Consider the following 23,401-nt stretch of genomic DNA (forward strand, 5'->3'; position numbering starts at 1 on the left):
TTGGGCGTGCTCGTGTGCGGAGGCGCGGGAACGAGCGGTTCGTCGATGTACTTGGCGCGGCTGAGCACAATCTGCGCGATGTCGATGTCTCGTTCGGGCCGGGGCTGACCGCGGTCGTCGGCGTGTCGGGGTCGGGTAAGTCGTCGTTGGCGTTCGACCTGGTGTACGCCGAGGCGCGTCGCCGGTTCGTCGAGTCGTTGGCGCTCGGCGGCAACAGCGCGCGGGTTCCCGCGGCGAGGGTCCGGCGCGTCGACGGTCTGGGTCCGGCGGTGGCGGTTGCCCAGAACGTCCTCAACCGGAACCCAGCCTCGACGCTGGCGACGTCGGTCGGGCTGCACCCGTTCCTGCGGATCCTGTACTCACGGTTTGCCGAGGTCACCTGCCCCCACTGCCACGTGCCGGTCCGAGCGCTGTCCGCCGAGGAGCGCCTCACCACCGCGCTGGACCTGCTCGCCCACAACGACAGTCTCGACGTCGATGTCGCGATCGTGCGAGGGCTGGTGGGAAGTCACGCGCGTCTGCTGGACGGCATCCGAGGAGAGTTCGCCCACGTCACCGTCGACGGACGCCCGTGGACGGCAACACCCGCGCGGCTCGACCCGCTGCGTCCTCACGACATCGTCGTACGAGTAGCCACCCTTCGGCCCGACCTGCGGGCAGCCGAGGTCCGGGCCACCCTGGAGCGGGCCGATGCGTTGGGCCGACCCGAAGTGCTGCTCGGCGGTACGCCGGTCCTGCGGGCGCCGATCTGCCCGCACTGCGGCGCGTGGGTCCGGCCACTCGCGCCGTCGGCCTTCCGCGGTGACAACGACACCTCGTCGCATCGCATCGACGGGATCACGTTCCAGGAGCTGATCGGCCGATCGGTGACCGAGGTTCTCGAGTTCGTGCAGCGGCTCCCGTTCGGGTCGCGCGCTCGACGCATTCAGGAGGAGTTGCTGCGACGCCTGCGTCCGCTGCGAGAGTTGGGCCTTGGCTACCTCGCCCTCGACCGGTCGATGCCGACGCTGTCACGCGGCGAGGCGCAACGTACCCGGCTCGCTGTCGTGCTGTCGGGGCGTCTCGAAGACCTCCTGCACGTTCTGGACGAGCCGACCATCGGGCTGCATCACAGTGATCTTCGTCGACTGCTCGACGCCATTGCCGCCCTGCCGGGTCCGGTGCTGATGGTCGAACACGACCCGCTGGCTGTCGCCATGGCCGACGACGTCGTGGAGATCGGGCCTGGCGGCGGAGACGCCGGCGGACGACTGGTGTTCCAAGGCCCGCCCGCGGATCTGTGGAAGGCTGGTACGGCGTCGGGCACCGGCTTCTCCGCCGGCGCTCGTCGGCAGCGATCACGACGTCCGGTTGCCGCTGACCGGATCCGCGTCACCGGGGCGAGCCTGCGCAACCTCCGCGCCGTCGACTGCGAGATCCCGCTCGGATCGCTGACGGTGATCACTGGGCCGTCAGGAGCAGGCAAGACCACCCTGAGCCAGGAGGTGCTGTTGGCGTCCTTGCGCGAGCATGGCCCGGTCGGCTGCGCGAGATTCGACGCGCCGTCGACACGGGCTCGTGCGGTGGATCAGGCGCCGCTGGGCAACAACCCCCGGTCGAATCCGGCGACGTACACCAAGGTGCTCGACCGGATCCGCGACGTCTTCGCGAGCGAGACCGGACGCTCGGCATCGGACTTCACCTTCAACCGGGCCGAGGGCGCCTGCCCGGACTGTGAGGGGATGGGATCGGTGGCGATCGGCATGAGCTATCTGGCGCCGATCTGGGTCCCGTGCGAGGCCTGCGATGGCCGGCGCTACCGACCTGAGGTCCTCGAGGCGACCTGGGCGGGTCGGTCGATCGCCGATGTGTTGGCGCTGAGTGTTGACGAGGCCACCGCGATGTTCGTCGAGCACCCGTCGGTGACCCGCATCCTGGGATCCCTGCAGGAGGTTGGGCTGGGCTACCTGACGCTCGGGCAGCCGTCTCCGAGCCTTTCCGGTGGGGAAGCCCAGCGCGTGCGGCTGGCCCGCGAAGTGGCCAAGGCGCGGTCCGGCGACTTGGTGCTGCTCGACGAGCCCACAACGGGTCTGCACCCGGGCGACCTCGATCGATTGCTCGCGGTGCTCGACCGGCTGACGGACAAGGGCTGCACGGTGGTCGTGGTCGAGCACCAGCCGGACGTGATTGCCGCCGCCGACTGGCGCATCGACCTGGGGCCGGGCGGTGGTCCCGATGGTGGACGCCTGCAGCACTGCGGGCCGCCCGTTGCCGAGAAGCAGCCGCAGGTGCGGCCTCGCGCCAAGCCGCGCACCGACCGCCGGTCCAGCGATGCCGTCCGTGTGCGCGGCGCCCGCGCCCACAACCTGCAGGGCGTCGACGTCGATTTCGCCAAGGGCCGGTTCACTGTCGTGACGGGCGTCTCCGGTTCGGGCAAGTCGTCGTTGGTCCACGACGTCGTCGAGTCCGAGGCGACCAGGCGCCTGCTCGAGTGCCTGTCTGTCTACGAGCGCCAGTCGGTCCGCGAGGGACCGGAGGCTCCGGTCGAGTCACTGACCGGCCTGGGCCCGACGATGGGCATCGACGCGTCCGGCCTGATGTTCGACGCGCACGGGCCGGGCTTCTCCGTCTGGGATGCCGACCGGGTGACCGTTGGCCGGTCCACCGACCTCGACCGTCTGCTGGCCGTGATCATCGCCCGGGCAGGTGTCCGCACGTGCCTTGCCTGCGGCCGCGACACAGTACGCCGTACGTCGCAGAAGCCGGAGACAGCGTGGATCTGCGACGACTGCGGGACCACCGCGGTGCCGATCGAGCCGCGTCATCTGGTGGGGTCACCGGTGTCGACCTGTCCGCAGTGCCTGGGACTCGGGGTCGAGCGGGAGTTCGACTTCACCAAGTTGATCGTGGACCCGGACCTGCCCGTCTACGGCGGCGTCTTCGGCGGCAGTCTGGCCTGGTTCGGCACAACCCGCGGCGAGGAGCCACCGATGCGGTCACTGGCCGAGCGCTACCGGTTCGACTTCGACCGCACCCCCTGGAAGGCGTTGAGTGACGAGGCCCAACACGCCGTGCTGTACGGCGACGCGTTCTGGCGTGGGTTGAACGTGTGGGCCGCGAACGACGTCGGGGGCAAGGAGTCGACCGTGTTTCCGTGCCGGGAGTGCGGTGGCCGGCAGCTGCGTACGCCGTACCTGGCGATCCGCCTCCAAGGCCGCGGGCGGGATGAGCTCTTCTCGAGCTCGCTCGCCGATCTGGAGGCCGTCCTGACATCGATCGACGTACCTGAGGATCCGCAGGCGGCAGAGGCGCGGACCATCGCGCTGCGTCGACTCGCCTTCCTGCGTGCCGTCGGGCTGGGCTACCTCCAGCTGAACCGGACGACCTGGACGCTGTCGGCCGGCGAAGCGCAACGCATCAAGCTGGCGTCGGTGCTCGGCGACGGACTGGTCGGGATGACGGTCCTGCTGGACGAACCCTCAAGGGGTCTGCACCCCTCGGAGGTGACCGCCCTGGCCCGGACCCTGACCGAGTTGCGGGCCGCCGGCAACACTGTCATCGCCGTCGAACACGATCCGATCATCATCCGCGCGGCGGACGACGTGATCGAGATCGGCCCCGGTCCCGGCCGATCTGGTGGTCGCCTGGTCGAGCTGGACAGCCCGCAGTCGGTGACGCGGGCGGTTCTGGAAGGACAGGTAGCGGCGATGCACCGCGACTGCCGTCGGGAGCCGACGGGTTGGATGCAGGTCACCGGAGCACGGGAGAACAACCTCGACGGACTCGCCGTCCGCGTGCCACTCGGCGTACTCGTCGGCGTCTGCGGGGTGTCCGGCTCGGGTAAGTCGTCACTCGTCGTCGACACCATCGCGCTGGGCCTGACCCGGCCGAAGACCAACATTCCTGGCCGCGGCGTGATCCGCGTCCGGCCCGGCGATCACGACTCCATCGCCGGGGCGCCCAAACGAACGGTCGTGGCCGATCAGTCCCGGGCCGAGATCACCTCACCGGGGATGTTCCTCGGGCTGATCGGTGCCGTCCGCAAGGAGTTCGCCGCGAGCGAGGCGGCCGTGGAGCAGGGCATCACGATCAAGGATCTGACCTATCAATGCGACGCCTGCAAGGGCAAAGGGGCGTGGCAGCAGGACATGTCGTTCCTGCCGTCGGTGCCGCAGACCTGCGATGCCTGCGGCGGATCCGGGTACCGCCACGAGGCCGCCACCCTGCTCCATCGGGGCCGGAGCCTCACCGACATCGAAGCCCTCACGATCGCCGAGCTGGTCGACGAGTGGGGCGACCTCGACGCGGTACGCCGGGTGGGCGGGGCTGCCGTCGCACTCGGGCTGGGCTACCTCGTCGTACGCCAGCCGGGCTGGAGCCTGTCGGGCGGCGAAGCGCAGCGGCTCAAGCTTGCCAAGGAGTTCGCCCGTACGACGAAGTCGACCGCCCTGTACGTGCTCGACGAACCCACCGTCGGCCTCCAGGCCACCGACGTCGCGGTGCTCGTCCGCACGCTCGACACGCTCATTGCCGCCGGCAACAGCGTGCTCGTCGTCGAGCACGATCCGGCCTTCCTCGCCGCCTGCGACTGGCTCATCGAGCTCGGCCCGGGCGCCGGACCGGACGGTGGCCGGATCGTGTTCGAAGGCCCGCCCGACGAGTTCATCGAAGCCGGCACCGCCACCGCGCCCCACCTTGCCGGGGTGCTGCCATGAACGTCGGCACCCTGCTGCTCGGCGACCCGTCCCCGTCGCTGCGTTGGCGGGCAGCCCGCGAACTGGAGGGCGCCACCGACGACGACGCCGAGGTCAGCGCGTGGCGTAGCGAGATCGATCGGAGCGCGGAGCTCGACGTACTCGTCGAGCGGTTGGCTGCGGCCGGGCCTTATGTCGCGGGCTATCTGCTCTGTCAGTTGGCCTACCTCGGCTACCGCGGGCCTGCCATGGCGACCTCGGTCGAGAAGATCTTCGGCGAGCAGCAGCCGGATGGCTCGTGGTCGATTCCGCCTGCCGACGCCGGCCCGATCGAAGGTCCTCGCTTCATCACCATGCAGACGGTCGCACCGCTGCGCGGGATCGCCGCCGCCGGCTTCGCCGCTGATCCCCGTGCCGAGCATGCCTACCAGTGGCTCCTCGACGTCCGCCTCGAGGACGGATCCTGGCCGTCCGGCCCGAAAGCCGACCTCGGACAGGGCGGCCGCCCGACGCCGCCGGAGAAGGAGTACCGCCGGCTGCCCCGTGGGCTCGGTTGCCGATCGGCGACGACCGGCGCCGTCGCCTGCCTGGCGATGCACCCTGAGCGACGGCGATCCGACGTCGCCCGGATCGGCGTCGACCACCTCCTCGCCCGCGAGACCCGAGACACGTCGACCCTCGGGTGGGAGGTGTCCCGACTGGTCGGGCTTGAACGAGCGATGGGACAAGTGACGTTCTACGCCACGCACGACCTCGCCTTCCTGCTCGACCTAGCCTCCCGTTGCGGCGCCTCCCGGGTCCATGACCTCGTCGACTACCTGGAGACGCTGCGCGGCCCGTACGGCATGTGGCAACACCCCACCCATCCGCAGCTCGCCGGCTGGTTGTCTCTCGACCTCGAAACCAGCCTTCGCCGCCTCAAGGACGGTGATTGGATCGGCAACGAGGAACCCGCCATTTCTTCCCCGCGCAGCCCGCGCCGCTAGCGATGCGCTGGGGATCAGAGTTCGAGCCAGCCGAAGCCGATCTTCCAGTGGCGGCCGGCGCGCAGGTGATCGATCACGGCTCGCTGGAGAGTCGTCCGGCGGGGAAGGGTGGCAAGGTCGGTATCGGGTGAGGCCTGGAAGATGCGGGACAGGATGTCGGCGTCGCCGTCCCGCGTCTCGGGCGTCAGGTGGAAGCGGCGTTGGAAGCGGATGATGTTGGAGCCGGCCGGCAGGTACTCGGCGAGCTGCTCGTCGAGGATCCACGATCCACACCGCGCGAGCCGATACGTCTCCTCGGGGAAATGCCGGGCGAAGAACTCGCCGGCGAGGGCGAAGGAAGCGTCGCAGGCGGCCGGGTCCAAGGCTCCGGTCGGGGCGGCGTGCACCCCCAGTGCCGGATCGGACTCGTCGGACGGAAGCCCGGCGGCCCGCACCGCCGGGGCAAGGAATCCCAGGTCACCACGGTTGAATCCCAACCGGCCAAGCAGATAGATGCCCCCGCGGAAGTGCAGGTCGATCCAGAACGGCGCGTCGATCCCGCCGGTGCCGAGCCGTTGCCGATGGGACTCAACGGCGCTGCCAAGCGCCGCGAGCGTCGCCCAGGAGATGTCGTCCGGGATGCCACGTTGTTCGTGGTACGCGCGGACGGACGGAAGAACAGCGAGAAAGACGTACACGTAGAAGTAGCGACCCCAGCCGTCGGGCAAAGTCGGCCACGATCCACCCGGTCGAAACCCGCCGATATCTGCAACGGTCCGCTGAGCACAACGTCGTACCAACCAGGACAGTGCTGGATTGCGCTGCAGATCGGACAACCCACCGACGATCTCGGCCGCGTCCCGCGCCGGTACGCCGAGTCGAAGCAGAAGTGTCAGTCCGGTCTCGGCCGTGGGTACGTCGAGCTCGTCGCGAGGCTCACCGGCTCGCTCCAACTCCCCCAGCCACTTCACCAAGGCGGGATCATCCCCGAGGAACCCGGCCACCTCCTCGACACCGATAGTCATCGCACCCTCCGCCCTGCGCCGCCAACGCTCAGCCAATCGGACCCTAATCGATCAGCGGTCCGCGGTCTGGACCGGCGGGGAACGCTTGGTCCGGCGAGGCTTCGACAACTTGCAGGGCACGCACTTATTGCCGTGCGATGAGTCAGCTGCATCGATAGGGTGTCGCTTCGCGGACGGCAACGACCTGGTGGTGACCAATGGGCGTGAGAAACTACCTGATTGACGGCGGATCCGGCACCGGCAAAACCACGGTCTGCGACGAATTGCAGCGACGGGGCTATCAGGCTGTTCATGGCGACAGGGAACTCCGCGGTGCCCCGGAGCCAGGTGAAGACACCAGTAGCCGCGCATCCGACAGCCACCTACCGCCTCTCTGGGATCTAGCCAAGGTCAAGGGCTTGCTCGCCAACCAGGACGAGGCGGTGACGTTTCTCTGCGGTGGCTCCAGGAACTCTTCGGAGTTCATCGACCTTCTTGACGGTGTCTTTGTCCTTGAAGTCCACGACCTTGACACTGTGATGCGCCGGATTGATGAGCGCGTACTCGTCGACCCCAGCGACTGGGGCGGAAGGCAAGAGGAACGAGACATCATCAGGCGCCTGCACCACACGAAGGAAGGCATTGCTCAGGGACGTGCAATCGATGCCTCCGCACCGCTCCGACTTGTCGTCGACGAAATCCTTCGCCACATTCACTGACGCACGGGCCAGGCGCTCAACCGAACCGGGCCGACCCGACCACGCTCCGGTGCAACTGCTTCCCGATCAGTGACGGGCCATTACCGGCCACGGACGCTTCGTCCGAAGTGCTGACCCCAGGAGCCGGGTTGCCTAGCATGTGAAGCGGGGAGGCGTCGGATGGAGCGACGGATGATGGTTGGCCGGGCCCGGCCACTGGCTGAGCTCGACGCCCTGCTGGCTGCGGCCATCGACGGCCGCGGCCGGTCCGCGATCGTTCTCGGTGAGCCGGGGATGGGTAAGACGACGCTTGCGGAGGCGCTTGCGGATCGTGCTCTCGCATCAGGTGTCACCGTTGCCTGGGGCTGGTGTTCGGCCGCCGGCATGCCGCCGTTCTGGCCGTGGCGAAGGATTCTTCGTGAGCTGGCGCCTGAGCATCGGCTCGCCGGCGACGGGCCTGCCGGTCACGGCGCGGACGGACTGGGAGTGCTGCGCGGCGACGCCGGTGTCCGGGCCAGACTGTTCGTTTCGGTGATCGACACGTTGCAGAAGGTCTCCGGCGACGGTCCGGTCGTTCTCATCCTCGAAGACCTGCAGTGGGCCGACAGCGCCTCGTTGCTGCTCCTCCGTCAAGTCGTCGACGCGCTCCCCGGTCTTCGTGTGCTGCTCGTGGCCACCTGGCGTGACGAGCCGCCGAAGACCGGTGAGGATGTGCGGGCCGTTGTCCGCGATCTACCGACCGCAGTACAGCGAATCCGGCTCGACGGCCTCGGGATCGACGAGGTGGCGGAGTTGGTGACGCGGGTTCTCGGTGAGACCCCCGCAGACGAGTTGGCGACCATGGTGCACCGTCGCACCGGCGGGAACCCGTTCTTCGTGCGGGAGGTCTCCCGGCTGCTCGCGGCCCGGCCGGCGACGACCGGCGTACCCGATGGTGTGCGAGAGGTGCTCGCCCACCGGATCGCCCGCGTCAGCCAGGGCTGCCAGCAGATCCTGGAGGTTGCGGCGGTGGCCGGGAACGGTGCCGACGTTTCCCTCGTGATGGCCGTCGCCGGCGAATCGGCCGATGCGGTTCTCCTTCAGCTCGAGGAGGCTGCAGCCGCCCGGTTGCTGGCCGGGCCGCCCGTCGACAACCGGATCTGGTTCGCCCACGCGCTGGTCCAGGAGGTGCTGGAGACCTCGCTCGGTACTGCGCGGCGGGCCTCGTTACACCGAGCGCTGGCCGAGCAGCTCGAAGAGACAGCCGGAGACGACGGCGAGGCTGCGGGTGAGCTGGCCAGGCACTGGTCCGCCGCGTTCGGCCCGGACGCCGCCGAACGTGCCGCGGCATGGGCGCTGCGAGCGGCACGGTCGGCGGGAGACCGGATGGGCTACGAGCAGGCGGTCGATGCGTACCGGATCGCCCTGCGGGCTAAGGACATCGAGCGAACCAAGGTGATGCTCGAGCTGGGCGAGGCACAGATGTACGCCGGTGATCTCGAGGGCGCCCGGCAGACGTTCGCGCAGACCGCGGAACTGGCGCGGCGTAACGGACGTGCCAGTCACCTGGCGATGGCTGCGCTCGGCCTGGGCGCCGGCCTGAGCGGGTTCGAGGTGCCGCAGTACGACGAGCTGCAGACAGAACTACTCGAGGAAGCGCTGGCGTCGCTGCCGCAGCGAGACGGCGGGATGCGGGCTGCGGTGATGGCCCGGCTCTCGCTCGCCTATGCGGGGACCGACCGGGAGAGCGAGCGGCTCGGGCTGGCCCGCTCCGCCGTGGCGATGGCGGAACGAGTCGGCCATCCCTGTGTCGAGTCGGGTGCGCTGGCGGCGTACTGCGACGCCATCGCCGGCCCGGCCGAGCGCGACGAGAGGTTCGCCGCAGCCAGCCGGATGCTCGCGGTCGCCGAACGCGGGCACGATTCACCGTGTCAGTTGCTGGCGCGTCGCCTCCGCCTGGTGGCGCTGATGGAGCGAGGCGACTGGCCCGAGGTCGATGCGGAGATCGACGCCTTCGCTCGTACGGCGAACCGTCTCATGCTGCCGCTCTACTCCTGGTACGTCCCGCTGTGGCGTGGAGCGCGGGCACTGATGTCCGGCGACCTCGAAACGGCGGCCCGGTACGCCGACGAGACCGAGGCGATCGGGCGTCGGGCCGGCAGTGCCAACGCCGCACTCATGGTTTTCACCCTGCGCATGTGGACCCACCGGACAGCCGGCGTACTCCCCGCGGACTTCGTCGACGATATCGATGCGGCCGTCAAGACCGTGTCCGAGTCGTCCGTTGCCCTGGGCATGTTGGCCAGCTACCTCGCCGCGGCCGGAGAAGTCGACACAGCCGGGCGATACTTCGACCGGCTGATGAGCCGCGGCCTGGATGCGATCCCCGACGACTGCGAGTGGCTCGAGGGAATGTGGCACACCGGTGATGCGGCCATCGCCCTTGATCGTGGCGATGTCGCCGACGAGGTGGCTCGGCGGCTCGCGCCGTACGAGGGCCTGTGGGTGATCGACGGGATCGGCGGAGGCGTGATGGGCGTGACCGCACATCTCCTCGGCCGGCTGGCGGCGTTCCGCGGCAGGATCGGTGACGCGCGACGCCTGCTGTCCAGCGCGGTGTCGGCGTACCAAGGCGCCAACGCTGTCCCGTGGCTGAACCGAGCGGAGCAGGATCTGGCCGCGATCAGCGGAGCCGTACGACGGACCACGAGCGTCGAGGGAGTGTTCCGAAAGGACGGGCGAACCTGGCACCTGAGCTGGCGGGATGGCGAGGCAACTGTCCCGGATTCGAAGGGAATGCACGACCTGTCCGTGTTGCTGGGCCGGCCCGGTACGTCGGTGCATGTCCTCGACCTGGTTGCCGCTGCGGGCGGCCCGCCGCGGACGGCGGCCGGAGGGGACACCGGCCCGGTGCTCGACGGTATGGCCAGGGACGCATACAAGCGGCGAGTGGCCGAACTCGATACCGACATCGCCGAGGCAGAACGCGACGGCACAACTCAGCGGGTCGGCACACTCGTCGAGGAACGGGACTTCCTGGTCCGCGAGCTGGCCGCGGCCTACGGCCTCGGTGGCCGGGCGCGGACGACCGGGGACCCGGCCGAACGGGCTCGCAAGGCCGTCGCGATGCGCGTCGCGACCGCGATCAAGGCCATCCGCGAGGTCCACCCCGGGCTGGCGCGACACCTCGAGTTGGCCGTCTCCACCGGACGGTTCTGCGTCTATCGCCCGGAGGAAACCGCGACCTGGCACAGCTAGCCGTCAGTCGTGTGGCATCGCCACATCAGACCTGGCGCCTTCCTGGTAGAGGCGGCGCACCGGGCGCCGCGCAGCACCAGGGAGATCGCCATGAGCACGATGCTGGATCAGGTCGATGAGACCCCCACCCCATCCGCCGCCGAGGAGGTGTCCGGCCGCCTCTTCCTGCAGACGCTTGCGACGGCCGAACTCCTCAACATCTACCTCGGCGTCGAGCTGGGCTTCTATCGCTCGCTGTCGCAGGACGGGCCCGCGACGGCCGGCGTACTGGCTGAGCGATGCGGCGCCGAGGTCCGCTACACCCAGGAATGGCTGACTCAGCAGGCCGTTGCGGGACTGCTGACCATCAGCGAAGAGGCGGCGTTCAGCTTGCGCGACGGTGTGCACGAGGCGCTGGTTGACGAGACAAGTCCGTTCTATGCCGGCGGCATGGCCTACATCGCGCCGGCGATGGGGCGAGCACTTCCGGCACTGGTCGCCGCGTTCCGCACCGGGGACGGTGTGCCGCTCACGGCGTACGGCGCCGACGCGGTGACCGCACAGGAGGCGCTCAACCGGCCCGCCTACGAGAACTCGCTGATCGACGAGTGGCTTCCGCAGGTGCCGGACATCCAGTCCCGCCTCGCGGACAGCACCCGCCCGGCGCGCGTCGCGGACCTGGGCGCAGGCGTGGGCTGGGCGTCGATCCGGCTCGCGGAGGCGTTCTCGCACATCTCCGTCGACGGGTACGACCTGGACGAGGAGTCCATCGCCCGCGGCCGCCGGTACGTCGCCGAACGCGGGGTAGGCGGCCGGGTCGACCTCGAGGTCGCCGATATCACCCAGCCGCTCCCCCGCGACGGGTACGACGTCGCGTTCTTCTTCGAATGCCTGCACGACTTGCCACATCCGGTGGCGGCCCTCGAGGCCGCCCGGCGTGCGCTGGCACCCGGCGGCTCGGTGGTCGTGATGGAGGAGAACGTCGCCGAGACCTTCACCGCTCCGGGCGACGAGGTCGAGCGATTCATGGCCGCGGCCGGGACCCTCTGGTGTGTTCCGCAGGGCCGCACCGACGCCGGCTCCGAGGTCGTCGGGCCGCTCGAGATCCGGCCGGCGACCATGCGACGGCTGTCCGAAACGGCCGGCTTCGCCGGCATCGAGATCCTGCCGATCGAGCACCCCTTCTGGCGCTTCTACCGGCTCCAGGGCTGAGTCGCCAACGCGATGCCCGTCAGCCCAGGGACTTGCGGGCGAATTCGACGGCCTCGGCCAGGAGGCTGCGCCATAGCTCGGGGTCGAGGGCCGGGATCGACACCCATTCGCGGAAGACCTTTCCGGCAGGGGCGAACGGATCGCCGGTGCCGGTCTCGACAAGGTCGATCACCCGCTCGCGCGGCAGCTTCACGACGAGGGAACCGGCCTTGTCGTTGTAGGACGCCACGAAACGCCCGGCCAGCCGCACGCAGGGGTAGCCCATCATGGTGGCGCGGCCGATGGCAGGGTCGTACAGCAGGTCGTCAGTGAGCTCGTCGTACAGGTCACGAGCCGCGGGGTCCCCGCCGGATTGCTCCGGCGGGGACGCGCCCTGGGTGCGCTTGGCCATCAGGCCGCAGGTGGGGTGAAGACCCCGAACTGGTTCCCGGCCGGGTCGCGCAGATAGGCGAACTTCGGGGCGCCGGGGCCGGGATCGAGGTGCTTGCTGACGACCGATCCGCCGAGCTGCTCAGCGTCGGCACACGTGCCCTCGACATCGGCGACGAGGATATAGAACACGGCATGGTCGGGCACCTGGCCGCCAGTGCCGAAGATGCCGCCCATCGGACCGTCAGCGCCGGAGGCCTTGATGTTGCGGTAGTCCGATCCACCGGATGCAGCGGGGCCGTTGGCCTCGAACGTCCAGTCGAACAGGCTGCCGTAGAACTTCTGGGCGGCGTCGGCGTCGCTGGTGGCGACCTCGAACCAGGCCAGGGTGCCGGGAGCGGGGGTGGTCATGTGCGTCTCCTTCTGATCGGATCACCCGCCGGAACGACGGGCTGCACCCACCGTGGCAGTCGTTCGCGACAGCCCTATGTCGGAGTTCGGCAGAGAATCTTCGGGACGAAGCACGGACGCCGGCAGCTTGATCTCGTGACCGTCGACGATCGGCTCGGGGACGACAGGCCGCAGCCTCGGGAGGCGCGGCGTCCGCTCGGCCGCGGTGATGCGGTCCATGCGGAACACCCTGTCGTCGCCTCGCAGGTGGCACCACGCGGTGAGATAGGAGCCGTTGGTGCCGACCACCACGTACTGCGGCTCGACCTCACGCTCCGTCCGAACGCCCCCGACGTCGATGTAGTGGATGCGCAGCACCTGGTTGTCGCGCACGGCCCGCCAGATGATCTCGGCGACCTCCGCGTCCGGGTCCGGCACCTTCCGCACGATCAGCCGCACCTTGTCCGCGGTATCGCGTGCCTCCACCAGCGCCGACTCCGGCATCGCGGCGACGATCTTCTGCAGCGCGCTGCGGGCATCGTTGCTGAACAGGACGTGCTCGGTCCGGCTCAGCGCCACGGCCACGGCCGCCGCCTCGCGCGGAGTGAAGTTGAGCGGCGGCAGGCTCATCGATCGGTCGAGTGTGTACCCGCCCCCTCTCCCCTGCTTCGTCGCCAGCGGGACGCCGGCCTGCCCGAGCGCGCTCAGGTCACGCTCCACGGTGCGAACGCTCACCTCGAAACGTGCAGCCAGTTGCCGCGCCGTACGTCCACGTCGTCCGGCCGCACGCAACTCCTCCACCAGGGCGTAGAGGCGATCGATGCGGTTCATGTTCGGAGCGTAGACGCGGGCGTGGACACTCCTGAGATCCTGTCCCCAGGGTGTCCTGATCCGGGCGCTGCCGTTCGTCAGTAGGTCAGAGCGGGATGACCCCGCGGAGACGAGGAGTAGGGAATGAGTCACTACCTGCTGTCGGTCTATGAGGCGGAGAACCAGGTCGAGGGCGCGCCGGCGACACCCGAAGACACGCAAGCCTTCATGCGGCGGGTGATCGCGCTCGAGGAGGAGATGGACGCAGCAGGCGCGTTCGTGTTCGGCGGCGCCCTGCACGGCCCCGACGCAGCCACCGTGGTGCGCGGAGGCACGGGCCTCGACAAGGTCACCACCGACGGACCCTTCGCCGAGGGCAAGGAGCACATCGGCGGCTTCTACATCATCGACGCCGAGAACCTCGACGAGGCGCTGGCGTGGGCGAACAAAGTCGTCGAGGCCATCAATCACGCGATCGAGGTCCGGCCGTTCCGCGCAACAGGGCGGCTACAGGACGGTGAAGGACATTGACGGAACGATAGATGGACGAGGTCGAGCGAGCCTTCCGCGAGGCACACGGCCAAGCCGTGGCCACCCTGACCCGTATCTTCGGTGACATCGCGCTGGCCGAGGACGCCGTACAGGACGCCTTCGTGACGGCTGTCCAGCGGTGGCCGCGCGACGGCGTGCCCGACAACCCGCCCGGCTGGATCGTCACCACCGCGCGCAACCGAGCCGTGGACGCCGTCCGACGCGGCCGACGCGGCCGCGAACTCGCCGAGCAGGTCGCGGCAGACCATCGGCGGCGGCAGCAGTCCACCGTCGGATCCGAGGATGCGGAGCTCATGCGTGACGATCAGTTGCGGCTTGTCTTCACCTGCTGCCACCCGGCCATCCGCACCGAGTACCAGGTGGCGCTGACCTTGCGCCTGATCGCCGGACTCACCCCCGCGGAGGTCGCGTCGGCGTTCCTGGTGAGCGAGGAGACCATGGCGAAGCGACTGGTGCGTGCGAAGTACAAGATCAAGTCAGCGCACATCCCCTACCGGGTTCCCGACGAGGCCGAACTTCCCGACCGCCTTCGCGCGGTGCTGTCGGTGCTGTACCTGATCTACAACGCCGGAGCCGACGACATCCGGAACCGCCGGAACTTGTGCACCGAGGCGATCCGGCTGGCGCGTGTGCTGGTGGAGCTGATGCCCGACGAGCCGGAAGCGGTCGGCCTGCTGGCCCTCATGCTGCTCAACGAGGCGAGAATGCCGGCACGCGGTCGCGGTGACGACGTCGTACTGCTGCAGTACCAAGACAGGTCGCTCTGGAACCGCTCGCTGATTGCCGAGGGCCACGAACTCGTCCTTGTCTGCCTTCGGAGTCGCCGCCCCGGGCCGTTTCAGCTCCAGGCGGCGATCCAGGGCATCCATTGCGCGGCCCCGCACTACCGCGACACTGACTGGCCAACGATCGTACGGTTCTACGACCGGCTGCTGGCCGTCATGCCGACACCGGTGATCGCGCTCAACCGCGCAGTCGCGCTGGCCGAGATCCAAGGGCCGGTCACCGGCCTGGCCACGCTGGACGAGATCGCCGACCAGCTCGCCGAGTACCACCTGCTGCACGCCTCGCGCGGCTCGATGCTGGAACGCCTCGGCCGACGGAAGGACGCAGCCGACGCCTACGCCCTCGCGGCAGAACTGGCCAGAACCCAGCCCGAGATCCAGTTCCTCCGCCGGCGAAGCGAAGCCCTCGAGCGTGAGGTGTGAAACCTCGTACGTACACCTCGAGCGCACGGTAGCGTCCGGTGAGTAGGCGGCGACTCGTCGTCGACGCTGGGACCGACCCTCCGGACCGGAACCGCGGTGACGGCGGATCTCCTGGATGGTGGCCCCCTGTTCTCGGTCCGCTTCCGGCGAGCCGGCCGCTCCCCAGCGACTCCAGACTCGCGCTGCCGCGTTCCGCGAGGCAGAGCCCAAAGTCCCGAACTCCTCGACTATCAGACCCTCAGTCGGCCCGGGCGCGGGTATCTGTAGGTGTCGAGGCGGGACCTTCGGCCCTACTGCCGGGCTCCGCAGCCACCGATCGTTGATGGGTGAACGAGAACTGCAGCTCGTCTGCTGTCTGGAGACCGTGATGACCACCACCCAGTTCGACCAGTCCCGCCTGGAGATTCTGAGTCCGCCGGAGTGCTTGCGACTGCTCGGCTCGGTTCCGCTCGGCAGGCTGGTCTACACGCTCGGTGGTCTCCCGGCGATCAGGCTGGTCAACTTCGTGCTGGACGACGACACCATCGTTGTGAACACCGGACCGGGGCAGAAGCTCCGCGCGGCGGAGCGCGGTGACGTGGTGGCCTTCGAGGCCGACGATGTCGATCTCGATCGACAGCTCGGCTGGACCGTCACAGCCATCGGCCACCTGTCCGTGGTCTCGGCGGACGAGGCCGACTCGCTGCGCCGTTCGCTCCCGCTGCACTCCTGGCTCCCGATGGACGATCCGCAACTGATCCGTCTCGGGATCGAATCGGTGCACGGACGACGGCTGCTCCCGTGGGCCCGGCGTCCACACGCCGGCGCCTCGTAGACCCCGACCCTGGTTCACATCATCAACGACTTTCCGTACTCTGAGGCCGTGCCTGAGGGTTCGCGTGCGGAGCGGGGACGCTGGGACGAGGGGGCGCTGGAGTTCGCCGGACTCTCCCGGGTGCGTCTCGATGCGCTCCTGCAGGAACTGCTCGGCCGGGTCGACGAGATCATGGACTCCCAGGAGCGACTCCGTGCGCTCCTCGACGCGGTCGTCGGGATCGGCGCCGACCTCGATCTGAACAGCACCCTCGACCGGATCGTCACCGCCGCCTGCGAGCTGGCCGATTCCCGGTACGGCGCACTCGGTGTGGTCGGCCCGGACGGCAAACGGCTCGTCCGGTTCATCACCCACGGTGTCACCGACGAGGAGATCGCGGCCATCGGCCCGTACCCCGAGGGGCACGGGATCCTCGGCCTGCTGATCGACGACCCCGAGCCCATTCGGCTGACCGATCTTGCCGAGCATCCGCGGTCGTACGGATTCCCGGCGAACCACCCGCCGATGAAGTCCTTCCTCGGCGTACCGATCCGGACCAGGGAGCACGCGTACGGCAACCTCTACCTGACCGAGAAGACTGGTGGCGCCGACTTCACCGAGGACGACGAGCGCACTGTCACCGCACTCGCGGCCGCGGCCGGCGTCGTCATCGACAACGCCAGGCTGTACGCCGACACCGAGCAGCGTCGGCGGTGGCACGAGGTCACCGCCGAGATCACCCGGCTGATGCTCGGCGATTTCGATCCCGACCAGGCACTCCTCCTGATCGCGCAGCGGTCACGCGAGGTATCCGGCGCACAGGTCGCGGCAGTACTGCTGGCCGAGGATTCGGAACTGGTCGTCAAGGCAGTCGATGGTCCGCCCGAATTCGGTCACTTCCTCGGACGTCGCATCCCGGCGGACCTGCCGCTCCTTGGTCGCGCGACAGCCGGTGGCGAGCAGGTCGTCATCGAGGACCTGGCCCGGCTCCTCAAGGACGCAGGAGTGCTGACCGAGTTCCCGGAGGGCACCAACCTCGGCCGTACGACGATGGTGCCACTGCCGGCCGGAAGTACCGGCACCGGCGGACTCCTCGTCGTCGCCGCGGAGCAGGGCCCGAACAGCCGGGTCTCCGAGGGCGCCGACCTGATCCGGATGTTCGCCGGCCAGGCCACCCTGGCCCTGGAACGTGCCCAGGCACAGCGTGACCGAGACATGATTCTGGTGCTCGAGGACCGCGATCGGATCGCGAGGGACCTGCACGATCTGGTGATCCAGCGACTCTTCGCGACCGGGCTGCAGCTCCAGGGCATGCACCGGTTGGCTCGTCCCGAGCATCAGCAGCGGCTCAGCCGAGCAGTCGACGACATCGACACGACCATCCACGACCTCCGGGCCGCGATCTTCGAGCTCCAGCAGACGCCCGACAGCAGCTCGCTCCGCGGACATGTCCAGGCGCTGGTCACGGAGTACGCCGAGCCGCTCGGGTTCCGGCCCCGACTGATCTGCACCGGCCCGATCGACACCGTCGTACCGACCACCGTCCGGCCACAGATCCTCGCGACCGTCCGGGAGTCGCTGTCCAACGTCGTCCGTCACGCGGAGGCCTCCCAGGTCACCGTGGAGTTGTCGGTCGACTCCGAGCAGGTCGTCGCGAGGATCTCCGACGATGGCGTCGGCATCGGCCCGCGCCGCCGCTCCAGCGGCCTGCGCAACCTCACCGAACGCGCCCAGGCGCTCGGCGGAGGCGTTCAGATCACCGAGAACCAGCCCCACGGGACCATCGTGGAATTCACGGCACCGATCACCGGCAACTGACGGCCGAACGACCTCCCCGAGTCAGGACTCTTGCCCGCAGCGGGGCCGTCTCCCACCGGCCAGGCTGAAGGAGAAGGCGTACCAGTGGGAGGAGATTCCGGTGTCTGACCAGCAGCTGTCGGCGGAACACATCGACGTCCTGCTCGCGGCGGCCGTCGCCGCACCGAGCATGCACAACACCCAGCCTTGGCGGTTCGAGGTGGGAGGGCACGTCATCGACGTGTTCCTCGACGGCTCACGCACGCTGCCGGCAGAGGACCCGACGGGCCGGGCCATGCGTATCGCGGCCGGCGCGGCAACGTTCAACCTGCGCTGCGCCGCCGAGTCGCTCGGCTACGGCACCTGGCTCGGCCTGGCGCCGTACCCGGAAGAACCCGACCTGCTGGCGCGGATCGTCGTCGAACCCACCAGCAGGCCGGACGACGAGCGGCGTGACCTGGCGCAGCAGATCCCCAGGCGCCACACCGATCGCCGCCCGTCCGGCGCGCAGCCGCTGCCGGAGGGCATCAAGGTCGCTCTGTTGCAGGCCGCGTACGCCGAAGGGGCCGAACTGACCTGGCTCGGCGAACCCGAAGTCCGCGCCGTACTCGACATGGTCGTCGACACCGATCTCCGCGAAGTCCACGACTGGCATCGCCGCGCCGAACGCGCGCACTGGGTCGGCGGTGACCGCACCACCGAAGGCGTCCCGAGCACGGCGCTCGGGCCACGGTCCGCCGGCTACCCGGCAGCCGTTCGGGACATGGCTACCCGGCCGGTCGACCGGATGCGCGCGGAGATGACGTTCGAGGACCACCCGGACCTCGCCATCCTGTCCACGGAGGGCGACGAGCCTGCGGACCAGGTCGCGGCAGGGCTGGCCCTCGAACGAGTGCTGCTGACCGCGACCCGTGAAGGGTTCACGGCATCGTTCCTCAACCAGCCACTGGAGTTCGACGACCTGCGCCGTGCGGTGCAGCGACTGACTCAGCGGCCGGGACACGCGCACATGGTCATCCGCTTCGCCCACAGCCGGCCCGGCAACGGAACCGGCCGGCGGCCGGTCTCGGAGTTCCTTCGCACCAAGGACGAGTCGTCGGCGCGCATCCGAGAACGCTGACAGGACCGTCGGCACCGCACCCGCGGGACCTTCGCCCCTTCGCTCGTAGTGCCTCGTCCCGGCATCGTGGTCGCATGGTTGAGAAGAGAGTTGTCGTCGGCATCGACGGTGCGGGCGTCAGCGAGAGCGCGATCCGCTGGGGCGCGGTCGAAGCGGCGGCCCGCGGTGTCGACCTGCATCTTGTCCATGCGTTTGTGTGGGCGGAGTTCCGGGTGCCGCTGGGACCAAGCGATGTCGCCCCAGGGCTCCGCGCCGCTGCCGACAAGATCGTTGCCGAGGCACTGCACCTGGCGCGCACGTTCGAGCCTCGTGTATCCGTCACGGCCGGCAGGGTCGACGGCTTCCCCTCGCCCGTGCTGCTGGCGGAATCCCGGAACGCCGAGCTGATCGTGATCGGCAGCCGCGACGCCGGCCGGACGCTCGGCCTGCTGGTCGGCTCCACCGGACTGGAGCTCGCTGCCCACGCACACTGCCCGGTGATCGTCGTACGGCCCGCCGAAGACGCAGTGGTCGGCAATCGCGTGGTGATCGGGTACGACGGCTCTCCCGCCGCAGACGCCGCCGTGGACTTCGGCCTGCAGTACGCCGATCGGCACGGACTTGTCGCCCGGATCGTCACGGTTCTACCGGAGGGCGAGGACGACGTCGCGTCGCCCCTGCGGACTCTGCAGGGCCTGCGGACGGCTGAGGTCGTCCAGGTGACCGGCCACCCGGCCGAGCTACTGCTCGAATGGTCTGCCGACGCGCAGCTCATGGTCGTCGGGTCCCGCGGTCGCGGCGGTTTCGCGAGTCTTCTGCTCGGCTCGGTGAGCCAGATCGTGCTGCACCAGGCTCCATGCCCGGTTGCCGTGATACCCACCCCGGCACTCGACAGTCATCGGACCCGCTGACCCAGGTCGTTCGGCACTGACCCGGTCGTTCGGTTGCTGATGTCCTGGACAGGACCAGAAGGAGGTCTCGATGTCCAAGAAGGTAGTGGTTGCCTACGCCACCAAGATGGGCGCGACCGCGGGCATCGCCGAGGCGATCGGCACCGAACTGCGCGCACACGGCCACCGGGTCGACGTCCTCGACGTCAGGTCCGTCCATACCGTCGAGCCGTACGACGTTGTGGTCCTCGGCAGCGCCATCTACATCCGGCGCTGGCGGCGCGAGGCGGTGCAGTTCTTGCGAAAGAACCGCGATGAGCTCCGCGAGCGGCAGGTCTGGCTCTTCCACAGCGGCCCGGTTGGTCCCGACAAGGACCAGGCTCAGAAGATGCCACCGGCCGTCCGACGACTCGCTCGTGAGATCGGCGCCACTCCCGCGATGACCTTCGCCGGCCGACTCGAACCCGCCACTGCCAAGGGCTTCCTCGCCCGCCGCCTGGCCGCCGGCAACCTGGCCGCCGACTCCCGCGACTGGGACAAGATCCGCAGCTGGTCCGCCGGCATCGGCACCGCCATCTCCACCACCCACGCAGCACCAGGCACCGCCCCACGTTCCCAGCGTGGTCCTGGCGGGTGATTGTCGCTACGACTTGCGCTGGTTCTTCGCGTGTTCGATGGCGAAGACGGCGGCTTCGGTGCGGCGTTCTACGTTGAGTTTGCGGAGGAGGGAGGAGACGTAGTTCTTCACCGTCTTTTCGGCCAGGAAGAGCGATTGCGCGATCTGGCGGTTGGTCTTGCCGACGGCGATCTCGGCAAGGATCTTGCGCTCCTGCTCGGTGAGCGCGGCGTACCGGGGATCCTCCTCCACCACCGGGTGTCGCAGACGCTCCAGGACCTTCTGGGTCATGGCGGGGTCGAGCAAGGACTCGCCCGCGGCCAAGCGGCGGATCGCCCCGACCAGGTCGCTGGCGTGCACCTGCTTCAGCAGGTAGCCGGCGGCCCCGGCCATGATCGCCGTGAACAGTGCCTCGTCGTCGGAGTACGACGTGAGCATCAGGCACGCCGGCGGGTTCTCCATCGTGGAGCGGATCTCGCGGCAGACCGAGACGCCGTCCCCGTCGGGCAGCCGGACGTCCAGGAGGGCGACATCCGGCTGAACGGCGGGGATGCGCGCGAGCGCCTCCGCGGCGGTCGAAGCGTCACCCACCACCTCGATGTCCGGCTCGTCCTCGAGCAGCTGGTGCAGCCCCAGCCGGACCACCTCGTGGTCGTCCAGCAGAAAGACCCTGATCGTCATCGCAGCTCCCTCGGATTCACCCGCCGACCGCTCCGGCCGGCGAACTCGCCTCCAGCATCCACCCCTGCCACGCCACGAAGCAGGGGCAACTGTCCCGCCCCGCGCAGGACTTTTGACCTGTTCGGTCGAGGCGAGGAGGCGACCAGCCGGCCTGCGGCCTCGGGCCCTCCTCCCCTGCATCTCTCGCCACCTGCCTGGTTGCCTGGAAGGAAGGAACGAAAGGGAGGCAGAGTCCGATGGACATCAGGTCGCAGAACGTGGAGGTGCCGGGTGACCTCGGCACTCGGGTCAGGCATCGTCGGCTCGAGTTGGGGCTGAGTAGGGCGGAGGTCGCCGAGCGCACCGGGATGAGCACGCGCCGCATCGAGCACATCGAGACGGAGCCGGTGGCGCTGACCGGGGGTGAGCTCCTCAGGCTGTCGCGCGCACTCGACAGCACCATCAGCGGCTTGTTCGCACCACACCGGAGCCGGCCGACGCGACGAGCGGTCCTGACGCCGGAGCCCGAGCTGGAACCGATGCGCCGGGAGGAGTGCGTCAAGCTGATCGAGGCCGGTCTGGTCGGACGGATCGCGTTCAACCGGGCCGACGACCTCCTCGTGATCCCCGTCAACTACTGCTATGTGAACGAGCTGATCGTCTTCCGCACAGCCGCCGACAGCGCGGTCGCTCAGTACGACCTCGCGCCCATCGCGTTCGAGATCGACGCCTTCGACGAGAGTCTTCGGGACGGTTGGAGCGTGCTCGTGAATGGCACGGTCCGGCCGGCCACCGGCCAGGAGATCGAGGTCGCCCTCGGCCGTGTCGAGCCCTGGGCCGGCGGCACCCGCGAGACCTACATCGCCATCGAGCCCCGCCGCATCTCCGGCCGGCGCATCCGCTCTTGGTGATCACACAGCCGAAGGGCTCACCGGCTCATGCCGCAGTCGCCGAGCCGGCGTGCAAACGGCCGAGTTCCTCTCCCCAGCGGCGCGCGCGTTCGATCTCGACCTCGCGGATCGGTCCGGTCGACTCGTCCACGAAGAAGCTCGCAGACCCGAGGAAGACCCGGAAGCCCAACCGGCGCAGCACCTTGGCAGCCGACCTCGCGGCCGAGCCGGGGAGCCGGCGGACCTTGGCGATGCGTGTATCGAAGGTTGCGACGTCGACCTGGGCGCGACGGCGTCCCGAGGTGGACGTCGTGTCCGCGGTCAGCATGTCCAGCCACTCGCGGATCCCGGTCTCTGTCGGCATCACCACGGTGTGCTGGTTCCTGGCCTCCTGGCGTGTGGATGCGCGGCTCATCGAGAACGCATGTGTCGGTCCGCCGACGACGAGCAGCCGGACGTCACCGGGGATCACCGTCGGCGCCCGGTAAGCCGGCACTATCTCGGTGGGACTGCTCTGCCGCAGCCCTGCGCAGATCGCGGACGCGATCCGCGCGGTGTTGCCGTACATGGACTCGTAAACGACGAGTGCACGTGTGATGTCGGACATGATCGACCTCCTACGGTGTCAGTACGTCGGAACGACCAGCCCGCGCGTCGCGGACCTGCTCCGATCCTTCGTGCTCGGTGGCAGTCACGTGGTGCGGCACGATCGCGACCGCGCAGGTCATCGCGGCCACCGAGCGGCGTGCCACCGGGTCGACCGGCAACGCGCCGGTGTGTGAGCCGACCACGACCAGGCCGACCTCGCTGCTTTCGTGCACCAGCGCTGCGGCCGGTTGGCGGCTGCTCAGGAACCGGGTCACTCTCACGTTCGGGAACTTGCCCGTCCACGGAGCGAGAGTTTCGGACAACAGGTGGTCAGCACGGCTGATCCACGAGTGGTCCGGATCCTCGTCGTTCCACGCGTGCTCGGCGGGCAGACCGGCGTGGACGACGATCAGGTCGCCCTCCCGCCCGGCCGCGGTGCCGAACGCGAACTCCAGTGCCTCGTCGGACAGCGCCGTACCGTCGATGCCGACGGCAACCTTGCGATCCGTCAGGCACGGCTTCCACGACGCCGGTACGACGACCACCGGGCAGCCGGCGCGGCTCGCCAGCGTGAGGTCGGTGTGGGCATGCATGAGCCGCTCCGGACCACGACTGCGTGATCGGCCGACCACCAGCATCCTCGCCTTCCGTGCGGCATGTGCGAGGACCCGGACCCGCGAACCCTCACCGGCAACGGCGGCCAGCTCAGTTGCGTAGCTGTCCCGATGCCGCACGTGTGCGACAGCGGCTCGCAATGCGTCGTCTGCGCGCTCGGCCGGCGCCTTCGGCGAATACCCCGGCATCATCGGCGAGACCGCGGCGTGCGCCGAGTACGGCGCGACCAGCACGAGCTCAGCACCACACCGCAGTGCCTCCGCGGACGCGTAGTCCACGATCCGCAGATTCTCAGCGCTGCCGTCGACTTCGACCACAACCGGGCCGGTCCTGTTCCAGGTACTCATTTTCTCCTA

At 69.2% G+C, this 23,401-nt stretch carries 20 protein-coding genes; 13 read left to right on the forward strand and 7 right to left on the reverse strand.

Going from position 1 to position 23,401, the window contains the following annotated elements:
• Positions 1–14: 14 nt before the first annotated feature.
• Together AB0I34_RS34965 and AB0I34_RS34970 are read left to right on the forward strand one after the other, a co-directional pair.
• Positions 15–4,694, forward strand: coding sequence for an ATP-binding cassette domain-containing protein (locus tag AB0I34_RS34965; RefSeq protein ID WP_360453593.1), 4,680 nt, complete (start codon positions 15–17; stop codon positions 4,692–4,694).
• Entirely contained in the window at positions 4,691–5,659 is a 969-nt protein-coding gene (locus tag AB0I34_RS34970; protein ID WP_360453596.1) for a hypothetical protein, read from the forward strand. Before AB0I34_RS34965 ends, AB0I34_RS34970 begins: the two co-directional genes overlap by 4 nt.
• Positions 5,660–5,673: 14 nt before the next feature.
• Here the strand turns inward: AB0I34_RS34970 and AB0I34_RS34975 are convergent, their stop codons facing one another.
• A complete protein-coding gene (locus tag AB0I34_RS34975) occupies positions 5,674–6,663 on the reverse strand; it encodes an acyltransferase domain-containing protein (protein ID WP_360453599.1) in 990 nt (329 codons plus the stop codon).
• A gap of 203 nt (positions 6,664–6,866) precedes the next feature.
• Here AB0I34_RS34975 and AB0I34_RS34980 point away from each other — a divergent pair, with 203 nt between their 5' ends.
• From AB0I34_RS34980 to AB0I34_RS34990, 3 genes are all read left to right on the forward strand, one after another.
• Positions 6,867–7,361 (forward strand): nucleoside kinase, encoded by a 495-nt coding sequence (locus AB0I34_RS34980; RefSeq protein WP_360453602.1) that lies wholly within the window; start codon positions 6,867–6,869, stop codon positions 7,359–7,361.
• A gap of 159 nt (positions 7,362–7,520) precedes the next feature.
• Positions 7,521–10,577: an AAA family ATPase gene (locus tag AB0I34_RS34985; protein WP_360453605.1), complete on the forward strand. Its 3,057-nt coding sequence runs from the start codon at positions 7,521–7,523 to the stop codon at positions 10,575–10,577.
• Positions 10,578–10,667: 90 nt separating this feature from the next.
• Entirely contained in the window at positions 10,668–11,768 is a 1,101-nt protein-coding gene (locus AB0I34_RS34990) for a methyltransferase domain-containing protein (protein ID WP_360453608.1), read from the forward strand.
• A gap of 19 nt (positions 11,769–11,787) precedes the next feature.
• Here AB0I34_RS34990 and AB0I34_RS34995 read toward each other — a convergent pair whose 3' ends face one another.
• Genes AB0I34_RS34995 through AB0I34_RS35005 form a run of 3 tightly spaced genes read right to left on the reverse strand, consistent with a single transcriptional unit; the run spans position 11,788 to position 13,358 of the window.
• Entirely contained in the window at positions 11,788–12,159 is a 372-nt protein-coding gene (locus AB0I34_RS34995; protein WP_360453611.1) for a hypothetical protein, read from the reverse strand.
• Positions 12,159–12,548, reverse strand: a complete 390-nt coding sequence (locus AB0I34_RS35000) for a VOC family protein (protein WP_360453614.1) — start codon at positions 12,546–12,548, stop codon at positions 12,159–12,161. The genes AB0I34_RS34995 and AB0I34_RS35000 overlap by 1 nt, the downstream gene beginning before the upstream one ends.
• A 21-nt stretch (positions 12,549–12,569) precedes the next feature.
• Positions 12,570–13,358, reverse strand: coding sequence for a YafY family protein (locus tag AB0I34_RS35005; protein ID WP_360453617.1), 789 nt, complete (start codon positions 13,356–13,358; stop codon positions 12,570–12,572).
• Between the two features lie 123 nt (positions 13,359–13,481).
• Here AB0I34_RS35005 and AB0I34_RS35010 point away from each other — a divergent pair, with 123 nt between their 5' ends.
• The 7 genes from AB0I34_RS35010 to AB0I34_RS35040 all read left to right on the forward strand — a co-directional run bounded on the left by AB0I34_RS35010 (position 13,482) and on the right by AB0I34_RS35040 (position 20,313).
• Complete coding sequence (locus tag AB0I34_RS35010) at positions 13,482–13,868, forward strand: YciI family protein (RefSeq protein ID WP_360453620.1); 387 nt, start codon at positions 13,482–13,484, stop codon at positions 13,866–13,868.
• A gap of 11 nt (positions 13,869–13,879) precedes the next feature.
• Entirely contained in the window at positions 13,880–15,097 is a 1,218-nt protein-coding gene (locus tag AB0I34_RS35015; protein WP_360453622.1) for a sigma-70 family RNA polymerase sigma factor, read from the forward strand.
• A 322-nt stretch (positions 15,098–15,419) separates the two neighbouring features.
• Positions 15,420–15,911 carry a pyridoxamine 5'-phosphate oxidase family protein gene (locus AB0I34_RS35020; RefSeq protein WP_360453625.1) on the forward strand — a complete coding sequence of 164 codons (492 nt, stop codon included), beginning with the start codon at positions 15,420–15,422 and terminating at the stop codon, positions 15,909–15,911.
• A gap of 48 nt (positions 15,912–15,959) precedes the next feature.
• Positions 15,960–17,708, forward strand: a complete 1,749-nt coding sequence (locus tag AB0I34_RS35025) for a GAF domain-containing protein (RefSeq protein ID WP_360453628.1) — start codon at positions 15,960–15,962, stop codon at positions 17,706–17,708.
• 100 nt (positions 17,709–17,808) lie between these two features.
• Positions 17,809–18,807, forward strand: coding sequence for a hypothetical protein (locus AB0I34_RS35030; RefSeq protein ID WP_360453631.1), 999 nt, complete (start codon positions 17,809–17,811; stop codon positions 18,805–18,807).
• 74 nt (positions 18,808–18,881) lie between these two features.
• Positions 18,882–19,697: a universal stress protein gene (locus AB0I34_RS35035; protein WP_360453634.1), complete on the forward strand. Its 816-nt coding sequence runs from the start codon at positions 18,882–18,884 to the stop codon at positions 19,695–19,697.
• A gap of 70 nt (positions 19,698–19,767) precedes the next feature.
• Positions 19,768–20,313 carry a flavodoxin domain-containing protein gene (locus tag AB0I34_RS35040; RefSeq protein ID WP_360453637.1) on the forward strand — a complete coding sequence of 182 codons (546 nt, stop codon included), beginning with the start codon at positions 19,768–19,770 and terminating at the stop codon, positions 20,311–20,313.
• 6 nt (positions 20,314–20,319) lie between these two features.
• Here AB0I34_RS35040 and AB0I34_RS35045 read toward each other — a convergent pair whose 3' ends face one another.
• Positions 20,320–20,973 carry a response regulator transcription factor gene (locus AB0I34_RS35045; RefSeq protein ID WP_360453640.1) on the reverse strand — a complete coding sequence of 218 codons (654 nt, stop codon included), beginning with the start codon at positions 20,971–20,973 and terminating at the stop codon, positions 20,320–20,322.
• Between the two features lie 236 nt (positions 20,974–21,209).
• On the opposite strand from AB0I34_RS35045, the gene AB0I34_RS35050 reads away from it, so the two are divergent.
• On the forward strand, positions 21,210–21,863 hold the full coding sequence (locus tag AB0I34_RS35050) for a pyridoxamine 5'-phosphate oxidase family protein (RefSeq protein ID WP_360453643.1): 654 nt from the start codon (positions 21,210–21,212) through the stop codon (positions 21,861–21,863).
• 25 nt (positions 21,864–21,888) lie between these two features.
• Here AB0I34_RS35050 and AB0I34_RS35055 read toward each other — a convergent pair whose 3' ends face one another.
• Positions 21,889–22,449: a hypothetical protein gene (locus AB0I34_RS35055; protein WP_360453646.1), complete on the reverse strand. Its 561-nt coding sequence runs from the start codon at positions 22,447–22,449 to the stop codon at positions 21,889–21,891.
• A 10-nt stretch (positions 22,450–22,459) separates the two neighbouring features.
• Positions 22,460–23,392 (reverse strand): universal stress protein, encoded by a 933-nt coding sequence (locus AB0I34_RS35060; RefSeq protein WP_360453649.1) that lies wholly within the window; start codon positions 23,390–23,392, stop codon positions 22,460–22,462.
• Positions 23,393–23,401: the final 9 nt, after the last annotated feature.

Origin of the sequence: Kribbella sp. NPDC050281 (assembly GCF_040655855.1) — a bacterium.
Classification (GTDB): domain Bacteria; phylum Actinomycetota; class Actinomycetes; order Propionibacteriales; family Kribbellaceae; genus Kribbella.